This is a genomic window from Arthrobacter mangrovi, assembly GCF_026011795.1.
GTDB classification, from domain to species: domain Bacteria; phylum Actinomycetota; class Actinomycetes; order Actinomycetales; family Micrococcaceae; genus Crystallibacter; species Crystallibacter mangrovi.
Map to the genome: position 1 here is coordinate 38,155 of NZ_BRVS01000021.1, position 15,810 is coordinate 53,964.

The window sequence follows — 15,810 nt, forward strand, 5'->3', positions numbered from 1 at the left end:
ATAACATGGACTAGCGGGACAGAAACCCCGGAGAAAGCCTTGACCGGGCGTCGTTCGTGTATACAATCGAAGCATGAGGCACCAGCCAATCGATCCCGCAGCGAAGGAGGCCCGGATGCGTGCCAGCGAACGCGCCTACTGGGCGCTGCGCGAGGACATCGTGGAGTGGCGGCTGCCGCCCGGCACGGTCCTCGCCGAAGTGGAACAGGCCGAACGCCTCGGTGTATCGCGCACTCCGCTACGGGAAGCGTTGGGACGGCTGACCGCCGAGGGGCTGGCGGCCCCGCATACCGGGCGCGGCGTGGTGGTCGCGGATATTTCGCTTGAGAACATCACCGAAATCTTCGAACTGCGCTCTGCTCTCGAATGCCAGGCGGCCTCGCTTGCCGCCCGCCGGGGAGACCGGACCGTTTTCGGGAAGCTGCAGCAGGAGTTTTCCTCGGCGGCCGAACTGCTGCGCCGGGACGACCCGGCCCTGCACGACTACTACCAGCTCGTCGCGCGCCTGGACTCCGCGATCGACGAGGCCATCCGGAACCCCTACCTGCTCCAGGCGCTGAGCAACCTGCGGGTCCACCTGGTCAGGATCCGCCGTCTGGCCAAGGACAACCCGCTGCGCCTGCTGGCCGCCGCCACCGAGCACGCCAACATCGCCGGTGCGATCGCCGCCGGAGACAGCCAGCTCGCTGCCGCGGCGACGGCCGTCCACCTGCACCAAAGCCTCGAACATCTCAAATCCACCCAGCAGACAGCCGAGAGGACAGCTTCATGACCGTCAACCACAAAGTGCGCGTCTACCGCAGCGAAGAGAACCTGCCGCGGGAGGACCAGCTCGCCTACAAGATCGCCAAGGTCGCCGTCGACCCGGTGGAGGTCACCGACGAAGTTACCGAAATGGTGATCAACCGCATCATCGACAACGCCTCCGTGGCCATCGCCTCGCTGAACCGCGGACCCATCGTCGCCGCGCGTTCCCAGGCGCTCAGCCACCCGGTCTCGGCCAACGGCAAGGGCGCCGGCATCTTCGGCGTCACCGAAAAGTCCTCCCCGGAATGGGCGGCCTGGGCCAACGGCGTCGCTGTCCGCGAACTGGACTACCACGACACCTTCCTGGCGGCCGAATACTCGCATCCGGGCGACAACATCCCGCCGATCCTCGCGGTCGGCCAGCACGTCGGGGCCAGCGGACGCGACCTCGTCCGCGGCATCGCCACCGGCTACGAGATCCAGGTCGACCTGGTCAAGGCCATCTGCCTGCATAAGCACAAGATCGACCACGTGGCCCATCTCGGCCCGTCCGCCGCGGCCGGCATCGGCACCTTGCTTGGGCTGGACGTGGAGACGATTTTCCAGGCCGTCGGGCAGGCCTTGCATACGACGACGGCGACCCGGCAGTCCCGCAAGGGCGAAATCTCCACGTGGAAGGCGCACGCTCCCGCGTTCGCCGGCAAGATGGCTGTGGAAGCCGTGGACCGTGCCATGCGGGGACAGACCTCGCCCGTGCCGATCTACGAAGGCGAAGACGGCGTCATCGCCTGGCTGCTGGACGGGCCCGAGGCCTCCTATGAGGTGCCGCTGCCGGAGGCCGGCGAAGCCAAGCGCGCCATCCTCGACACGTACACCAAGGAGCACTCCGCCGAGTACCAGGCGCAGGCCTGGATCGACCTGGCCCGCAAGCTGCACCGCGAGCACCCGGAGGCGGCGGATCCGAAGAATGTGTCCTCCGTCAAGATCAAGACGTCGCACCACACCCACTACGTCATCGGTTCCGGGGCCAACGACCCGCAGAAGTACGATCCGACCGCCTCCCGGGAGACGCTGGACCACTCCATTCCCTACATCTTCACCGTCGCCCTGCAGGACGGCGCGTGGCACCATGTGGACTCCTACGCACCGGAGCGCGCGGGCAGGGCGGACACGGTCGAACTGTGGCACAAGGTCACCACCGAAGAGGATCCGGAATGGACCCGCCGCTACCACTCGCTGGACATCGCCGAGAAGGCCTTCGGCGGTTCCGTGGAAATCACGCTGGCCGACGGCACCGTCATCCGCGACGAGATCGCCGTCGCCGACGCCCATCCGTTGGGCGCCCGTCCGTTCGCCCGCGAGCAGTACGTGAACAAGCTCCGGACGCTGGCCGCCGGTCTCGTCGAGGACGCCGAAATCGACCGCTTCCTGGCCGCCGTCGAGCGCCTGCCCGAACTGGCCGCCGGCGAACTGGACCAGCTCAACATCACCGCCGCGCCGGGCGTCATCGACCTCGCGGCCGGGCCGAAGGGACTGTTCTAGATGCTCTACTCACAGACCACGCCGGAGCAGAAAAGGGCGGCACTGCGTGCCGCCTTGGGCTCCGGCACGATCCAGCAGTTCCCCGGGGCCTTCAATCCGCTCTCGGCCCGGCTGATCCAGGAGAAGGGGTTCGGCGGCGTCTATATTTCCGGCGCCGTGCTGGCCAATGACCTGGGCCTGCCGGACATCGGCCTGACCACCCTGACCGAAGTGGCCACCCGTGCCGGGCAGATCGCCCGGATGACGGACCTGCCCGCCCTGGTCGACGCCGACACCGGCTTCGGCGAACCCATGAACGTCGCGCGGACCATCCAGGAACTGGAAAACGCCGGCCTGGCCGGGTGCCACATCGAGGACCAGTTCAACCCGAAGCGATGCGGCCACCTCGACGGCAAGAACGTCGTCGACCTCGACACGGCATCCAAGCGCATCCGCGCCGCCGCCGATGCCCGCCGCGACCCGAACTTCCTTATCATGGCCCGCACGGACATCCGCGCCGTCGACGGCCTGGAAGCCGCCCAGGACCGGGCCCGTGCCCTGGTGGATGCCGGAGCCGACGCGATCTTCCCGGAGGCCATGCGCACCCTCGAGGAGTTCCAGGCGATCCGCGACGCCGTGGACGTCCCGATCCTGGCCAACATGACCGAATTCGGCAAGAGCGACCTGTTCGGGGTGGACGAACTGGCCTCCGTCGGCGTGAACCTGGTCATCTATCCGGTGACGCTGCTGCGCATCGCGATGGGCGCGGCCGAACGGACGCTGGAGACCATCAAGGCCAGCGGCAGCCAGGAAAAGGAGGTCGGCAACATGCTCACGCGTGCACGATTGTACGAATTGGTGGATTATGAGGCTTATAACCACTTCGATACGTCTGTCTTCAACTTCCAGGTACCCGGACAGCACCAACCGCAGACGAAGGAGTCGCTATGACTACCCAAGCAGCAACCGAACTCCCGGAGATCCACAAGGGTCTCGCCGGCGTCGTCGTTGATACCACGCGCATCTCCAAGGTGAATCCGGAAACCAATTCCCTGCTCTACCGCGGCTACCCGGTCCAGGACCTGGCGGCCCGGTGCAGCTTCGAAGAAGTGGCCTACCTGCTCTGGCACTCGGAGCTGCCCACCGCGGATGAGCTGGCGGAATTCACCGCGCACGAGCGGGCCGGCCGTGCCTTGGACCCGGTCGTGAAGTCCGTCATCGACACCCTGCCGCTGAGCGCGCATCCGATGGACGTCTGCCGGACCGCGGCCAGCGTCATCGGCGCCCGGCACCCGCAGGCCGAGGATTCCTCGCCCGAAGCCAACCTGGCCAAGGCCAAGGACCTCTTCGCCGCCTTCCCGGCCGTGGTGGCGTACGACCAGCGCCGCCGCCGCGGGCAGGACATCGTGGAGCCGCGGGAAGACCTGGGCTACTCGGCGAACTTCCTCTACATGACCTTCGGCGAGGAGGCTGCCCCGGACGTCGTCGACGCCTTCAACGTCTCGATGATCCTCTACGCCGAGCATTCATTCAACGCCTCCACATTCACCGCCCGGGTCATCACCTCGACGCTCGCCGACCTCCACTCGGCCGTCACCGGGGCCATCGGCGCGCTCAAGGGCCCGCTGCACGGCGGCGCCAACGAGGCGGTCATGCACACCTTCGAGGAGATCGGCTGGGAGGGCCCGGACGTCACCGCGCGGGCCAAGGCCTGGCTGGACGACGCGCTGGCCAGCAAGAAGAAGATCATGGGCTTCGGCCACCGGGTCTACAAGAAGGGCGACTCGCGGGTCCCGACCATGAAGGCCGCGCTCGACAAGATGGTGGCGCACTACGACCGGCCGGACCTGGCGGAGCTGTACGCCGCGCTGGAGTCCGCCATGGCGGAGAAGAAGAACATCAAGCCCAACCTGGACTACCCCGCCGGGCCCGCCTACCACCTGATGGGCTTCGACACCCCGACGTTCACGCCGCTGTTCGTCTGCGCCCGGATCACCGGGTGGACCGCGCACATCATGGAGCAACTGGAGGCCAACTCCCTGATCCGTCCGCTGAGCGAATACAACGGGCCGGAGCAGCGGGCCCTGTAGCCGGCCGCTCCCCGACCGTCAGAGCGGAACCGCGGCCCGGACCGTCGCGTTGTCCTCATTGAGGATGATGCGCAGGTTCGGGCCGTGCCCGTCCAGCGCCAGCGGCAACCAGGTGCCGGCGTCATGCCACATCAGTTCAAGCGGCAGCCGCTCTACGTCATACCATTCGGGGGCGATCTCGTCCGACTCCGCCGGCTCCCCTTCCCAGCTGCGCGTGACGTATAGCAGAGTGTCCATGTTCAGTTCGGGCCGGTACGGAAAATCAAAGAAGATCCTGCCGGCCGGGACCAGCGCCTCCGGCCGGACTATGACCCCGGTCTCTTCCAGGACCTCGCGGCAGACGGCCTCCATCGGCCCTTCGCCGGGCTCGAGCTTGCCGCCCACGCCAACCACCTTGCCGGTGCCGAAGCCCGACTTCTTGTGCCCGAGCAGCACCGAGCGCACCCCGTCCCGTTCGCGCAGCAGGAAACACAGGACGACGTTGAGCGGCTTCATGGCACCGAGTCTAGCCGCGCTCCCCGCAAGCGTGTTCCCGCCGTAAATCCGCGCTGCCGCTAGCCGAGGGCCCGCGGATGCGCCGCGGCGTAGACCTCGCGCAGGGTATCGGCCGTCACCAGGGTGTAGACCTGGGTCGTGGTGACCGAGGCATGGCCCAGCAGCTCCTGGACCACGCGGACATCGGCGCCGCCCTCCAGCAGGTGCGTGGCGAAGGAATGCCGCAGGGTGTGCGGCGAAACGTCGCGGTCGATCCCGGCCTTCTCGGCGGCGGTCTTCAGGATCGTCCAGGCGCTCTGGCGGCTCAGCCGTCCGCCGCGCGCATTCAGGAACAGGGCCGGGGTGCCGCGGCCCTTGGACGCCAGCAGCGGGCGGGCGCGCACCAGGTAGTCGTCGACGGCCTTCGCGCCGTAGGACCCGAGCGGCACCACGCGCTCCTTGGAGCCCTTTCCGAAAAGGCGTACGACGGCGGTGCCTTCCTCCGCGTCGATCGCGGCGACGTCGTCCACGTCCAGTCCGACCGCCTCGCTGATCCGCGCGCCCGTGGAGTAGAGGAACTCGAGCAGCGCCCGGTCCCGCTGGCCGGTGGCGGACTCAGTGTTGACGGACTCGAGGATCCGGGTCACTTCATCCACCGTGATCGCCTTCGGAAGCCGCTTCCCCGGCATCGGCGGATGCACGTCCGCCGCGGGATCGCCGGCGGTGATGCCTTCGAGCACCCAGAACTTGTGCAGGCCCCGCACCGCGACGATGGTCCGCGCCGCCGACCGCACGCTCAGCGCCGAGGCCCCGTCCGAACCATCGGACAGGGCCTGGGCGAAAGCCGTCACGTCGTGCCGGGTCACCTGCTCCGGCGCCTCGATCTGCCGCTGCGCCAGGAACTGCAGGTACCGCCGCAGGTCGCGCCGGTACGCCGCCAGCGTGTTGGCGGCGAGGCCTCGTTCAACGGCCATGTGCTGCAGATAGCCGGCCACGGCGCGGCCAGCGGCGGTGGCGCTGAATTCGTCGGCGGCAGCGGCCGGCGCGATGGCAGCCATTGGTTCAGCGGTCGGCGTCCGCGCGGACGGGCAACTCGTTCCGCTGGCTCGGATGCTCCGGCCAAGGCGCATCCGCGGGACGCAGCCCGGTGAACCCGGTGCGTGCGGCCTGGGCAGCGGCCAGGATGCCGGCCACCGCCGAGGGGTTATGCAGCCGGCCCGACAGGATCGCCGCGACGGCTTCCTCCAGATCGACCCAGAGATGCTCGATCTCCGCCTCTTCTTCCGTGCGGATATGCCGTTCGTCTTCGGGGACGTCGGCCAAGTCCCGCGCCAGATAGATCCGGATCGCTTCGCTGGAGGAGCCCGGCGAGTTGAAGAAGTCCACCAGCACGTCCCAGCGGGCAGCCGTCAGGTCGGCTTCTTCCGCCAGTTCCCGTGCCGCCGCCGCGACGAAGTCTTCGCCCTCGACGTCCAGCAAGCCGGCCGGGACCTCCCACAGGGACATCCTGGCCGGCTGGCGGTACTGCTTAAGGAGCAGGACGCGGTCCTGGTCGTCCAAAGCCACAATGGCGACCGCCCCCGGATGGGCGATGTAGTCGCGGACCAGCGCGTCGCCGTCGTCCCCGGACAGGGTGAAGGTATCGCTGACGACGTTCCAGATCCGCCCCTCGTAGAGCGTCTCCGACGAGATGACCCGGCGCGGGTCGTGCTCGTCGGCGAACCCCTGGCCCGCAACCATGCTAGGCTCCGGCCTTTTTGCCGTTGTTCAGGGCGGCCGCTACCAGTCCGGCGAAGAGCGGATGGGGCCGCGTCGGCCGGGAGCTCAGCTCCGGGTGCGCCTGCGTGGAGACGTAGTAGGGGTGGACCTTGCGCGGCAGCTCGACGAACTCAACGAGCTTGCCGTCCGGCGAGGTGCCGGAGAAGACCAGGCCGGCCGCCTCGAGTTCGGGACGGTACTTGTTGTTGACCTCGTAGCGGTGCCGGTGCCGTTCGGCGACCTTGGTGGCGCCGTAGGTTTCGGCCACGACCGAGCCGCCCTTGAGCGCGGCGTCGTAGAGTCCCAGGCGCATGGTGCCGCCCAGGTCGCCCTTGCCCTCGACGATGTCCAGCTGCTCTTCCATCGTCGCGATGACGGGGTACTTGGTGTCCGGGTCGAACTCGGTGGACGAAGCGCCTTCCAGCCCGACGACGTTGCGGGCGTACTCCATCACCATGGACTGCAGGCCCAGGCAGAGGCCCAGGGTCGGCAGCTTCTTCTCGCGGGCGTACTTCAGGGCCCCGAGCTTGCCTTCGAGGCCGCGGATGCCGAAGCCACCGGGCACGCAGACCGCGTGCACGCCTGCCAGCGAGCGGGCTGCACCCTCTTCGGTGGCGCAGTCATCGGACGGGACCCAACGGATGCGCACCTTGGTCTGGTTGGCGAAACCGCCGGCCCGCAGGGCCTCCGTCACGGAGAGGTAGGCGTCCGGGAGGTCGATGTACTTGCCGACCAGGGCGATCTCGATCTCGTGCTTGGGGTTGTGGACGGCGTCGAGCAGCCGGTCCCACTTCGACCAGTTGACATCCTTGAACTTCAGGTCCAGGTGCTGCACGATGTACGCGTCCAGCATCTGGGCGTGCAGGGTCTTCGGTATGTCGTAGATGCTCGGGGCGTCCGGGCAGCTGATCACGGCGTCCGGGTCCACGTCGCACATGCGGCCGATCTTGTCGCGCATGGCGGCCGGGATCTCCCGGTCAGAGCGGATGACGATCGCGTCCGGCTGGATGCCGATGGACCGCAGGGCGGCCACGGAGTGCTGGGTCGGCTTGGTCTTCAGCTCCTGCGACGGGCCGATGTAGGGCACCAGGGAGACATGCAGGAAAAAGACGTTGTTGCGCCCCACGTCCTGGCGGACCTGGCGCGCCGCCTCGAGGAAGGGCTGGGACTCGATATCCCCGACCGTGCCGCCGATCTCCGTGATGATCACGTCCGGGGTCTTCTTGGCCTCGGCGGGGAGGCGCATCCGGCGCTTGATCTCGTCCGTGATGTGGGGAATGACCTGGACCGTGTCGCCGAGGTATTCGCCGCGGCGTTCCTTGGCGATCACGGTCGAGTACACCTGGCCGGTGGTCACGTTGGCCATGCCGTCGAGGTTCTCGTCCAGGAACCGCTCGTAGTGCCCGATATCCAGGTCCGTCTCCGCACCGTCGTCGGTCACGAAGACCTCGCCGTGCTGGAACGGATTCATCGTGCCCGGATCCACGTTCAGGTAGGGATCGAGCTTTTGCATGGTCACTGAAAGGCCACGCGCCCGGAGCAGGTGACCGAGGCTCGACGCCGTCAGACCCTTCCCGAGAGAAGACGCCACACCGCCGGTGACGAAAATATGCTTGGTCGTCTTGGACGACTTGGAAAACCGGGAATTCGTTCGCTGCACCACGGAATTCGAGCCTATCACCTTTCCTGCGGCTTGGCCGCGTCGATCAGTTCCTGCGCGTGCGCCCGGGCCAGCTCGGATTCTTCCTGGCCCGCCAGCATGCGCGCCAGCTCGGTAACGCGCTCCTCATCGGTGAGCAGACGCACATCGCTGGCGGTCACGCCGTCGTCCTTGGCCGTGGCCTTGGTCGAGGACTTGGTCGAGGACTTGAAGACCCGGATGTGGTGGTCAGCGAACGCCGCCACCTGGGGCAGGTGCGTCACGACGATCACCTGCACGTAGCGGGCCAGCATGGCCAGCCTCCTGCCGATTTCGACGGCGGCCTTGCCGCCGACGCCGGAGTCCACCTCGTCGAACACGAACGTCGGCACCGGGTCCACGGCTGCCAGCACCACCTCGATGGCCAGCATGACGCGCGAGAGTTCGCCGCCGGAAGCGCCCTTGCCCAGGGGCCGGGCGGGCGCGCCGGGATGCGGTTTGAGCAGGAAGGCGATGTTGTCCGCGCCGTGCGGACCGAGCTCGCCCGCCGGCTCGACGTCGATCTGCAGCTTGGCGTCCGGCATGGCCAGCGCGGCGAGTTCCTGGCCGACCTTCTTGGCCAGATCGGCGGCGGCCTTGGCACGCACCGCCGTGATGCTGCCGGACAGCGACGCCAGCTCCGCGTCCAGTGTGGCCAGCTCGGACTCCAGCGCCTCGATCCGGCTGGAGTCGTCGGTGAGTTCGTCCAGCCGTGCGCGGGAGACCGCGGCCCATTCGAGGACCTCGTCGATGGAGGGCGCGTATTTGCGCACGAGGACGGCAAGCTCGCCTCGGCGGGCCTCCAGCTCCGCGAGCCGTTCCGGGCCCTCGCTGTCCAGCGAGGCGCCATAGCTGGCAAGCTCCGTGGCCACGTCCGCGATGATGTAGCCGACCTCGGCCAGCCGTCCCGCGGCCTTGCCGAGCTCCGGGTCTTCCTCCTGGACCTGCTCCAGCGTCCGCTTGGCGGTGTCCACCAGCGACGTCGCGTCCCCGGTTTCCGTGAATTCCTCGGAGACCAGCGCCTGGTGCGCCAGCAGGGCCGCCGCGCGCAGCTGTTCAACGTTGGCGAGCTTGGTAGCCTCGGCCTTGAGCAGCTCGTCCTCGCCAGGCTGCGGGTCAACCCCGTCGATCTCCTCCAGCGCCAGCTGCAGCCCCTCGGCCTCGCGGAGCCGCTCCCGGGCTTCGCTGCGAAGCGTCTGCAGCTCCCCCGAGGCCTCGCGCCAGCGTCCGTACGCCGTTCGGTAGGCCGCCAGGGGTTTGGCGAGCTTGGACCCGGCGAACTTGTCCAGGGCCTCGCGCTGGGCGCTTTGGCTCCTGAGCCGCAGCTGGTCCGACTGTCCGTGGACCGCCACGAGCTGCCCGCCGATTTCCGCGAGCGTGCCGACCGGGGCGGTCCGGCCGCCTACGTGGGCCCTGCTGCGGCCGTCCGCGTTGACGGTGCGGACAAGCATCAGTTCCGCGTCGCCGTCGTACTCCTCGATGGATGCCCCGGCCTCCGCCGCCCGAGCCAGCGCGGGGCTGTCCGGGGCCAAGCGGAGCACAGCCTCAGCGACCGCGGACCGGGCGCCCGTGCGGACCGCTCCGGCGTCCGCCCGGGCACCCAGGAGCATGCCCAGCGCGGTCACGACCATTGTCTTGCCGGCGCCGGTCTCGCCGGTAACCACCGAGAGCCCCTTGCCCAGCGGCAGCGTGGCGTCGGTGATGACGCCCAGGTTGCTGATGCGGATTTCTTCGATCACGGCCTGGCCTCCCCTTCCGGCACGATGTGGTGCGGCTCGACTGTCCTGACGGTCGGCAGTGAGGCGGTGGCCGGTTGCTCTTCGTCGGCCCGGACCGGCCCGCGCCAGCCCTGCGTCGGCAATTCGAATTTGCGCACCAGCCGCTCGGAGAACGGCGTCCGGCTGGTCCTCGCCAGGCGGACCGGCTTGTCCGAGCGGGTCACTTCGACGCGGGACCCCGGCGGCAGTTCGAGGCTCCGGCGGCCGTCGCACCACAGCACCCCGTTGGCGTCCGTGCGGTTCAGGACCTCCACCGCCATGATCGAATCCGGTGCCACCACCAGCGGTTTGGCGAACAGGGCGTGCGCACTGATCGGAACCATGAGCAGCGCGGCGACTTCCGGCCAGACCACGGGCCCGCCGGCCGAAAAGCCGTAGGCCGTGGAGCCCGTCGGCGTCGCCATCACCACGCCGTCACAGCCGAACGTGCTGATGGGCCGGGCGTCCACTTCGACGACCACCTCGATCATCCGCTGCCGGTCGGCCTTCTCCACCGTCGCCTCGTTCAGTGCCCACGTGTGGCCGATCTTCCGTTTGTCCAGCCAGACCTGCACGTCAATGGTCATCCGCTCTTCGACCGTGTACTCGCGCCGCACCACCCAGTGGACGGTCTGCGCCAGGTCGGCACGCTCGCTCTCGGCCAGGAACCCCACATGGCCCAGGTTGACGCCCAGCAGCGGGACGTCGGACTCGCGGACCAGTTCGGCGGAGCGCAGGATCGTTCCGTCACCGCCCAGCACCATGCCCAGATCGATCTCGTCCAGGCCCACGTCCTCGCCGAGGATCTCGACCGGTGCGGCCAGCTCGCCATAGACCTGGCGGCAGTGCTCGGCGTCCGCGCGCCGCAGCACGGGCACCAGGCCGGAGGAATGCAGCTGCGCACAAGTCTCCTGGGAAGCAGCCATGGCGTCCTTGCGGCCGGTATGTGCCAGGACCAGTATCTTCCTGCTCATGCTGTCTCTCCCGATTGTTGGTGCGGTGGTTCCTGCCTGGCGGCCGGATAGAGGGCCAGTGCCCTTCCGACGGCCGTCTCAAGCTCATCTCCGATCCTAGGCTCCCGCACTGACAGGGGAACCTTGATCCACAGGAAGAACTCGACGTTCCCGTCCTGGCCGGGCAGCGGACTCCGTGCTATGCCTTCGATCTCGAGCCCCTCGGCCAGGGCGGAGCGCAGCACCTGCCCCACGGCGCGGCGGCGTTCGTCCTCGGAAGCAACGACGCCGGTGCTCGCCAAGGCTTCGCGTCCCACCTCGAATTGCGGCTTGACCATCAGGAGCATATCGCCGCCGGGAACGGTGGCCCGGCTCAGCGGCTGCATCACCAGGGTCAGCGAGATGAAGGACAGATCCGCCACGGTCAGGGCCGCCGGCCCGCCGATCTCCGCGGGATCCAGGTAGCGGACATTCAGTCCCTCGAACACCTGGACGCGGTCATCGTCGCGAAGCCGCTGGACCATCTGGCCGTGGCCGACGTCCACCGCTGCAACTTCGCGGGCACCGGCGCGCAGCAGCACATCGGTAAAGCCGCCGGTGGAGGCGCCGGCATCGAGGCAGCGCAGGCCGGACGGGGAAACCGCAGGGAAGGCCTGCAGCGCCCCCGCCAGTTTGTGTCCGGCACGGCTGACGTAGTCCGGACCGGACCCTGCGTCCACGGTAAGCACGTCAGCCGGCGCCACTGAGGTGGACGCCTTGTTGAGGATGGCACCGTCGCGGCTGACCCGCCCGCCGGCGATCAGTTTGGCGGCGTGGGTGCGCGACCGCGCCAGCCCCCGCGCCACAAGTTCCTGGTCAAGTCGGGACATACGGAATCAGTCGGCTCCGGCTTCCAGGTCGGCCAGGAGTTCGTCGTGGATGCGCTCGAACACCGCTGCCTGTCCAGCCACCGGGACGTCCGGCAGCTGCGGCAGCACGGAGATGATCGCATCGACGTCGTCGTCCGCCGTCGTCCCCATCGCCCGCGGCCAGTGGACCACTGCCTGCTCCCGGTCGGCATTCCCGCCTTTCTCCGGGCCGGTTTGATGCTGGTCCATGGTTGTGCGGGAACTCCTCACGTGGATCGATGAGTGGCGGTCTGCTTCGTTCAGTCTAGCTGCGGGCCGTGTTCGATCTTAGGAACGGCGGGCTCCTCCGTGTCCGGAACGGCGGCCCACCAGGCCGCGCACGCCGCACGCCACGCATCCAGGCCCGGTGCTCCGGCCAGGTGCAGGGTCCCGTCACGGACCTCGGCGGAGGCACCTCCGCAACGGAACACCCTGCCGGTGGACACAGGCGCGGCATATGGCCGGTACAGCTCGCCGAGGCCTGACAGCAGGTAACGCGGGCGCTCAGCGGTCCGGGCCGCCAGCACGCTTTCCATCGTATCGACGCCGGTCAGCACTACGGCGGTATCCATCCCGGCGTTGTTGCCGCCAAGGATATCCGTGTCAAGCCGGTCCCCCACCACCAGGGGCCGTTCGGCTCCGAGTTGCGCCGCCGCGGTACGGAACAGGGCGGCTTCGGGCTTGCCGGCAACCAAGGGCATCGCACCGGTCGCGGCCCTGACGGCAGCCACTAGGGAGCCGTTGCCAGGAGCGATGCCCTCCGCCCGCGGAATCGTCAGGTCGGTATTCGTGGCCACCCAGAAGGCGCCGGCGGCGATCGCGTAGGACGCCTCGGCCAGGTCTGTCCAGCCGATCATCGGATCGAAGCCCTGGATCACCGCCGCCGGTTTGTCCTTCGCCGAGCCGACGGTCACGAAACCCCTGTCCTGCACCTCGCGGGCCAACGTCTCACTGCCTGCGACCAGGACTTTGGCTCCGGGCTCCACGTGCTGGGCCAGCAGCTCCGCTCCCGCCCGTGCCGAGCCGAACACCTGCCCGGCCTCAGCCGGCGCCCCCAGCTCCCGCAGGTGCGCCGCCACCTGCTCGGCCGAGCGTGAGGCGTTGTTGGTGATGTATCCCAAGGAGACCCCGACGGCCGCCAGCCCCTCCAAGGCCTGGGTCGCCCCATCGATCGCACCGGCCCCGGCGTAGACGACCCCGTCCAAATCGCATAGCAGCGCGTCGTAACCGGCGATCAGGTTCGGTTCAGCCATCGGAACGCTTGGCGCTCTCGCTTCGTTCTGCCTCTTCATCCTCCGGCTCGGCCTGATCCACAGGCTCAACGCCCTCCTCGGCCGCCGCAAAGTCCTCCGGCTCGACGTCGACTTCGTCCGCTTTCGCCAGTTCGTCCGGCAGTTCCTCAACCGCGGCGTCGTCGGCCGCCGCGAGGTCCTCCGGCTCGACGGCGAAGGCGTCGGCCGCGTCGCCGCCGGACTCCGGCTCAGCTGCCTCGGCCCGGGGCCGCCGGGAAGGCTTTGCAGGTTCGTCGTCCCCGGCCACGTCGATGATCTCGGGTTCCTCGAACTCGCCGACGCCCAGCGCGTTCTCGGCCACGCGGGCCTGCCGGCGCCAGTCCTCGGCCTCCGTTCCGCGGCCGGCTGCCTCCAGGGCGTCGGCGTAGGCGCGGAACAACCGCGGGCTGAACGAGAAGGCCCGGTTGCGGTCCAGCTGCGGAATCTCCAGTGCGGAAACCGCGGCCTCGGCCTGGCCCAAGTCGCTGCGGGCCCCGGATACGACCATCGCCAGCTCAACCTTGCCGGCTGCATCGAGCTCGGCCGCATCCTCCGACCGTGCCATCTCCAAAGCACGCTCCGGCCTGCCGAGGCCGCGTTCGCAGTCGGCCATGACCGGTAGATGCATGTTGGAACCGCTGATCCGGCGGAACGTCCGGAACTCCCGCAGCGCCTCCCCGTAGTGTCCGGCGGCGTAGGCCGTCAGGCCCACGGCCTCCCGCACCGGCGCCATTCGGCCGCCGCGACGGCTGGCCGCCAAGGCGTGCTGGAACGCCAGCTCCGGCTCGTCGTCCATGAGCCTGGCAGCCATCACCAGATGCTTGGCGACCCACTCCGCGCTCTTGGACTCCAGAGTCCGCAGCTGCGCCCTGATCGACCTGTCCAGTTCCTGGCCCGTCACATCGTCGTCGATCTCCGGAGACCGCGGCCGATCCGGCCTGTTCGAGCTGCGGAGGTCGTGCCGGGTCGGCTCTTCCCGGCGTGCGGCGCCACGCTCTTCACGGTCGGTCACACCCTCGCTGTCCCAGCGGGGCCGGGATTGGAATCCGCCACGCCGCGAATCGTCGCCACGGGCACCCTCATCCCGAGCGCGGAACTCTTCGCCTCCGCGGCGCCGGTCAGAACCCTGCCCCTCGGAGCGACGCTCGTAGCCGCCCTCGCGACGGTCGAAACGACCTTCGCGACGGTCGCCGCCGGAGCGCTCGTCGCGGCGCCCGTAGCCGCCCTCTCGACGGCGCTCGGAGCCGGCTTCGTCACGTCGACCGTAGCCAGCTTCACGACGCGGGCCGCGGTCAGAGGCCTGGTAGCGCGGCTTGAACCCCTCGCCGCCATGGCGCCGGTCAGAACCCTGCCCCTCGGAGCGACGCTCGTAGCCGCCCTCCCGACGGTCAAATCCACCTTCGCGGCGGTCACCGCCGGAGCGCTCGTCGCGACGGTCGAAACCACGTCCTCGCCGGTCGCCGCCGGAGCGCTCGTCGCGACGGTCGAAACCACGTCCTCGCCGGTCGCCGCCGGAGCGCTCGTCGCGGCGCCCGTAGCCGCCCTCGCGGCGGTCGGAGCCACCTTCGCGACGGTCGAAACCGCCCTCGCGGCGGTCGCCGCCGGAGCGCTCGTCACGACGACCGTAACCGCCTTCACGGCGCGGGCCGCGGCCAGAGTCCTGGTAGCGCGGCTTGAACCCCTCACCTCCGCGGCGCCGGTGGGAGCCCTGCCCCTCGAACCGACGATCGTAGCCGCCCTCGCGACGGTCGCCGCCGGAGCGCTCGTCAGGACGACCGTAGCCGCGCTCGCGGCGGTCATCGCCGGAGCGCTCGTCACGACGACCGTAGCCGCCCTCCCGGCGCGGGCCGCGGTCAGAATCCTGGTAGCGCGGCTTGAACCCTTCCCCGCCGCGGCTCCGGTCAGGACCCTGCCCCTCCGACCGACGATCGAAACCACCTTCACGGCGCCCGCCATCAAAGCCGTCGTTGTAGCGCGGACGATCGCCATACTCGCGGCGAGGTCCCCGCTGATTGAAACCGCCGTCCTTGCGGCCTTCACCATCGCCGCGGGAACGGAAGCCCCGAGGGTCTCCGCCGGCGTTGCTGGTGCCGCGGTACGGACCGCCCTGGCCGCTGCGGCTGCCACCTCCGCGCTTGCCGGGACCGGACCCCTGGCCCGAACGACCAGCCGAACCTCCACGGCTGCTAAACCCGCCCCGGCCGGCATCGCCCTTGTCGTTCCGTCCATCGTGAGCACGGAAATCAGCCATGCCGGAGCTCCTCTCAGTGCGGGCCGGAAATCTGTACTAGCCGGCGGCCGCCATACGCTGTTCATCTTGTGGTTGGGGGTGTGATCCGAAAGATCAGATATGCGCAGTGCGCCACGACAATTCTAATCGAGTACGACGCCGTAACGGTGCCGGAGCGGCATATGGCTCGTGTGATGTGTGGCTGGTGTTGGGGTGGTGGTTAAATGCGCTGAGGGGCGCCGCCGTCGTTGGCGGTGCCCCTCATCGTGGTGGTTGTGTCCGGCGGTGACCTACTCTCCCACACCCTCCCGGGTGCAGTACCATCGGCGCTGCGGGTCTTAGCTTCCGGGTTCGGAATGGGACCGGGCGTTTCCCCCGCGCTATGACCGCCGTAACTCGTTTTCACGTTCCCCGGGCCCCGGTGTGCGGGGGGTGGGGTGTGAA

General features: G+C 68.9%; 15 protein-coding genes and 1 rRNA gene. 5 read left to right on the forward strand and 11 right to left on the reverse strand.

Annotated features, from left to right (window positions below; all coding sequences use genetic code 11):
• Positions 1-115 precede the first annotated feature (115 nt).
• Genes AHIS1636_RS15770 through AHIS1636_RS15785 form a run of 4 tightly spaced genes read left to right on the forward strand, consistent with a single transcriptional unit; the run spans position 116 to position 4,358 of the window.
• Positions 116-772: a GntR family transcriptional regulator gene (locus AHIS1636_RS15770; RefSeq protein ID WP_264796810.1), complete on the forward strand. Its 657-nt coding sequence runs from the start codon at positions 116-118 to the stop codon at positions 770-772.
• Entirely contained in the window at positions 769-2,289 is a 1,521-nt protein-coding gene (locus tag AHIS1636_RS15775) for an MmgE/PrpD family protein (RefSeq protein ID WP_264796793.1), read from the forward strand. The genes AHIS1636_RS15770 and AHIS1636_RS15775 overlap by 4 nt, the downstream gene beginning before the upstream one ends.
• The gene (gene prpB / locus AHIS1636_RS15780; RefSeq protein ID WP_264796794.1) at positions 2,290-3,219 is read left to right on the forward strand and encodes a methylisocitrate lyase; all 930 of its coding nucleotides are present in this window, start codon (positions 2,290-2,292) and stop codon (positions 3,217-3,219) included. It abuts the gene before it with no gap.
• Entirely contained in the window at positions 3,216-4,358 is a 1,143-nt protein-coding gene (locus tag AHIS1636_RS15785; RefSeq protein ID WP_264796795.1) for a bifunctional 2-methylcitrate synthase/citrate synthase, read from the forward strand. The genes prpB and AHIS1636_RS15785 overlap by 4 nt, the downstream gene beginning before the upstream one ends.
• Before the next feature lie 18 nt (positions 4,359-4,376).
• Here AHIS1636_RS15785 and AHIS1636_RS15790 read toward each other — a convergent pair whose 3' ends face one another.
• From AHIS1636_RS15790 to AHIS1636_RS15835, 10 genes are read right to left on the reverse strand one after another with little or no spacing between them, the layout of a single operon-like run.
• Positions 4,377-4,853 carry an 8-oxo-dGTP diphosphatase gene (locus AHIS1636_RS15790; protein WP_264796796.1) on the reverse strand — a complete coding sequence of 159 codons (477 nt, stop codon included), beginning with the start codon at positions 4,851-4,853 and terminating at the stop codon, positions 4,377-4,379.
• Positions 4,854-4,912: 59 nt separating this feature from the next.
• On the reverse strand, positions 4,913-5,890 hold the full coding sequence (gene xerD, locus AHIS1636_RS15795; protein WP_264796797.1) for a site-specific tyrosine recombinase XerD: 978 nt from the start codon (positions 5,888-5,890) through the stop codon (positions 4,913-4,915).
• Between the two features lie 4 nt (positions 5,891-5,894).
• Positions 5,895-6,572: an NUDIX domain-containing protein gene (locus AHIS1636_RS15800; RefSeq protein ID WP_264796798.1), complete on the reverse strand. Its 678-nt coding sequence runs from the start codon at positions 6,570-6,572 to the stop codon at positions 5,895-5,897.
• Position 6,573: 1 nt separating this feature from the next.
• The gene (pyrG, locus tag AHIS1636_RS15805; protein WP_275116384.1) at positions 6,574-8,271 is read right to left on the reverse strand and encodes a CTP synthase; all 1,698 of its coding nucleotides are present in this window, start codon (positions 8,269-8,271) and stop codon (positions 6,574-6,576) included.
• Positions 8,268-10,007 (reverse strand): DNA repair protein RecN, encoded by a 1,740-nt coding sequence (gene recN / locus AHIS1636_RS15810; RefSeq protein ID WP_264796800.1) that lies wholly within the window; start codon positions 10,005-10,007, stop codon positions 8,268-8,270. The genes pyrG and recN overlap by 4 nt, the downstream gene beginning before the upstream one ends.
• Positions 10,004-10,999 carry an NAD kinase gene (locus AHIS1636_RS15815; protein ID WP_264796801.1) on the reverse strand — a complete coding sequence of 332 codons (996 nt, stop codon included), beginning with the start codon at positions 10,997-10,999 and terminating at the stop codon, positions 10,004-10,006. Before AHIS1636_RS15815 ends, recN begins: the two co-directional genes overlap by 4 nt.
• Positions 10,996-11,847 carry a TlyA family RNA methyltransferase gene (locus tag AHIS1636_RS15820; protein WP_264796802.1) on the reverse strand — a complete coding sequence of 284 codons (852 nt, stop codon included), beginning with the start codon at positions 11,845-11,847 and terminating at the stop codon, positions 10,996-10,998. The genes AHIS1636_RS15815 and AHIS1636_RS15820 overlap by 4 nt, the downstream gene beginning before the upstream one ends.
• Before the next feature lie 6 nt (positions 11,848-11,853).
• A complete protein-coding gene (locus AHIS1636_RS15825; protein WP_264796803.1) occupies positions 11,854-12,075 on the reverse strand; it encodes a hypothetical protein in 222 nt (73 codons plus the stop codon).
• Between the two features lie 50 nt (positions 12,076-12,125).
• The gene (locus AHIS1636_RS15830; protein ID WP_264796804.1) at positions 12,126-13,118 is read right to left on the reverse strand and encodes an HAD-IIA family hydrolase; all 993 of its coding nucleotides are present in this window, start codon (positions 13,116-13,118) and stop codon (positions 12,126-12,128) included.
• Positions 13,111-14,148 carry a tetratricopeptide repeat protein gene (locus tag AHIS1636_RS15835; protein ID WP_264796805.1) on the reverse strand — a complete coding sequence of 346 codons (1,038 nt, stop codon included), beginning with the start codon at positions 14,146-14,148 and terminating at the stop codon, positions 13,111-13,113. Before AHIS1636_RS15835 ends, AHIS1636_RS15830 begins: the two co-directional genes overlap by 8 nt.
• 27 nt (positions 14,149-14,175) lie before the next feature.
• Here AHIS1636_RS15835 and AHIS1636_RS15840 point away from each other — a divergent pair, with 27 nt between their 5' ends.
• Positions 14,176-15,471 carry a hypothetical protein gene (locus AHIS1636_RS15840; RefSeq protein WP_264796806.1) on the forward strand — a complete coding sequence of 432 codons (1,296 nt, stop codon included), beginning with the start codon at positions 14,176-14,178 and terminating at the stop codon, positions 15,469-15,471.
• A 172-nt stretch (positions 15,472-15,643) separates the two neighbouring features.
• Here the strand turns inward: AHIS1636_RS15840 and rrf are convergent.
• Positions 15,644-15,760: ribosomal RNA gene (gene rrf, locus AHIS1636_RS15845) — 5S ribosomal RNA — on the reverse strand.
• Positions 15,761-15,810: the final 50 nt, after the last annotated feature.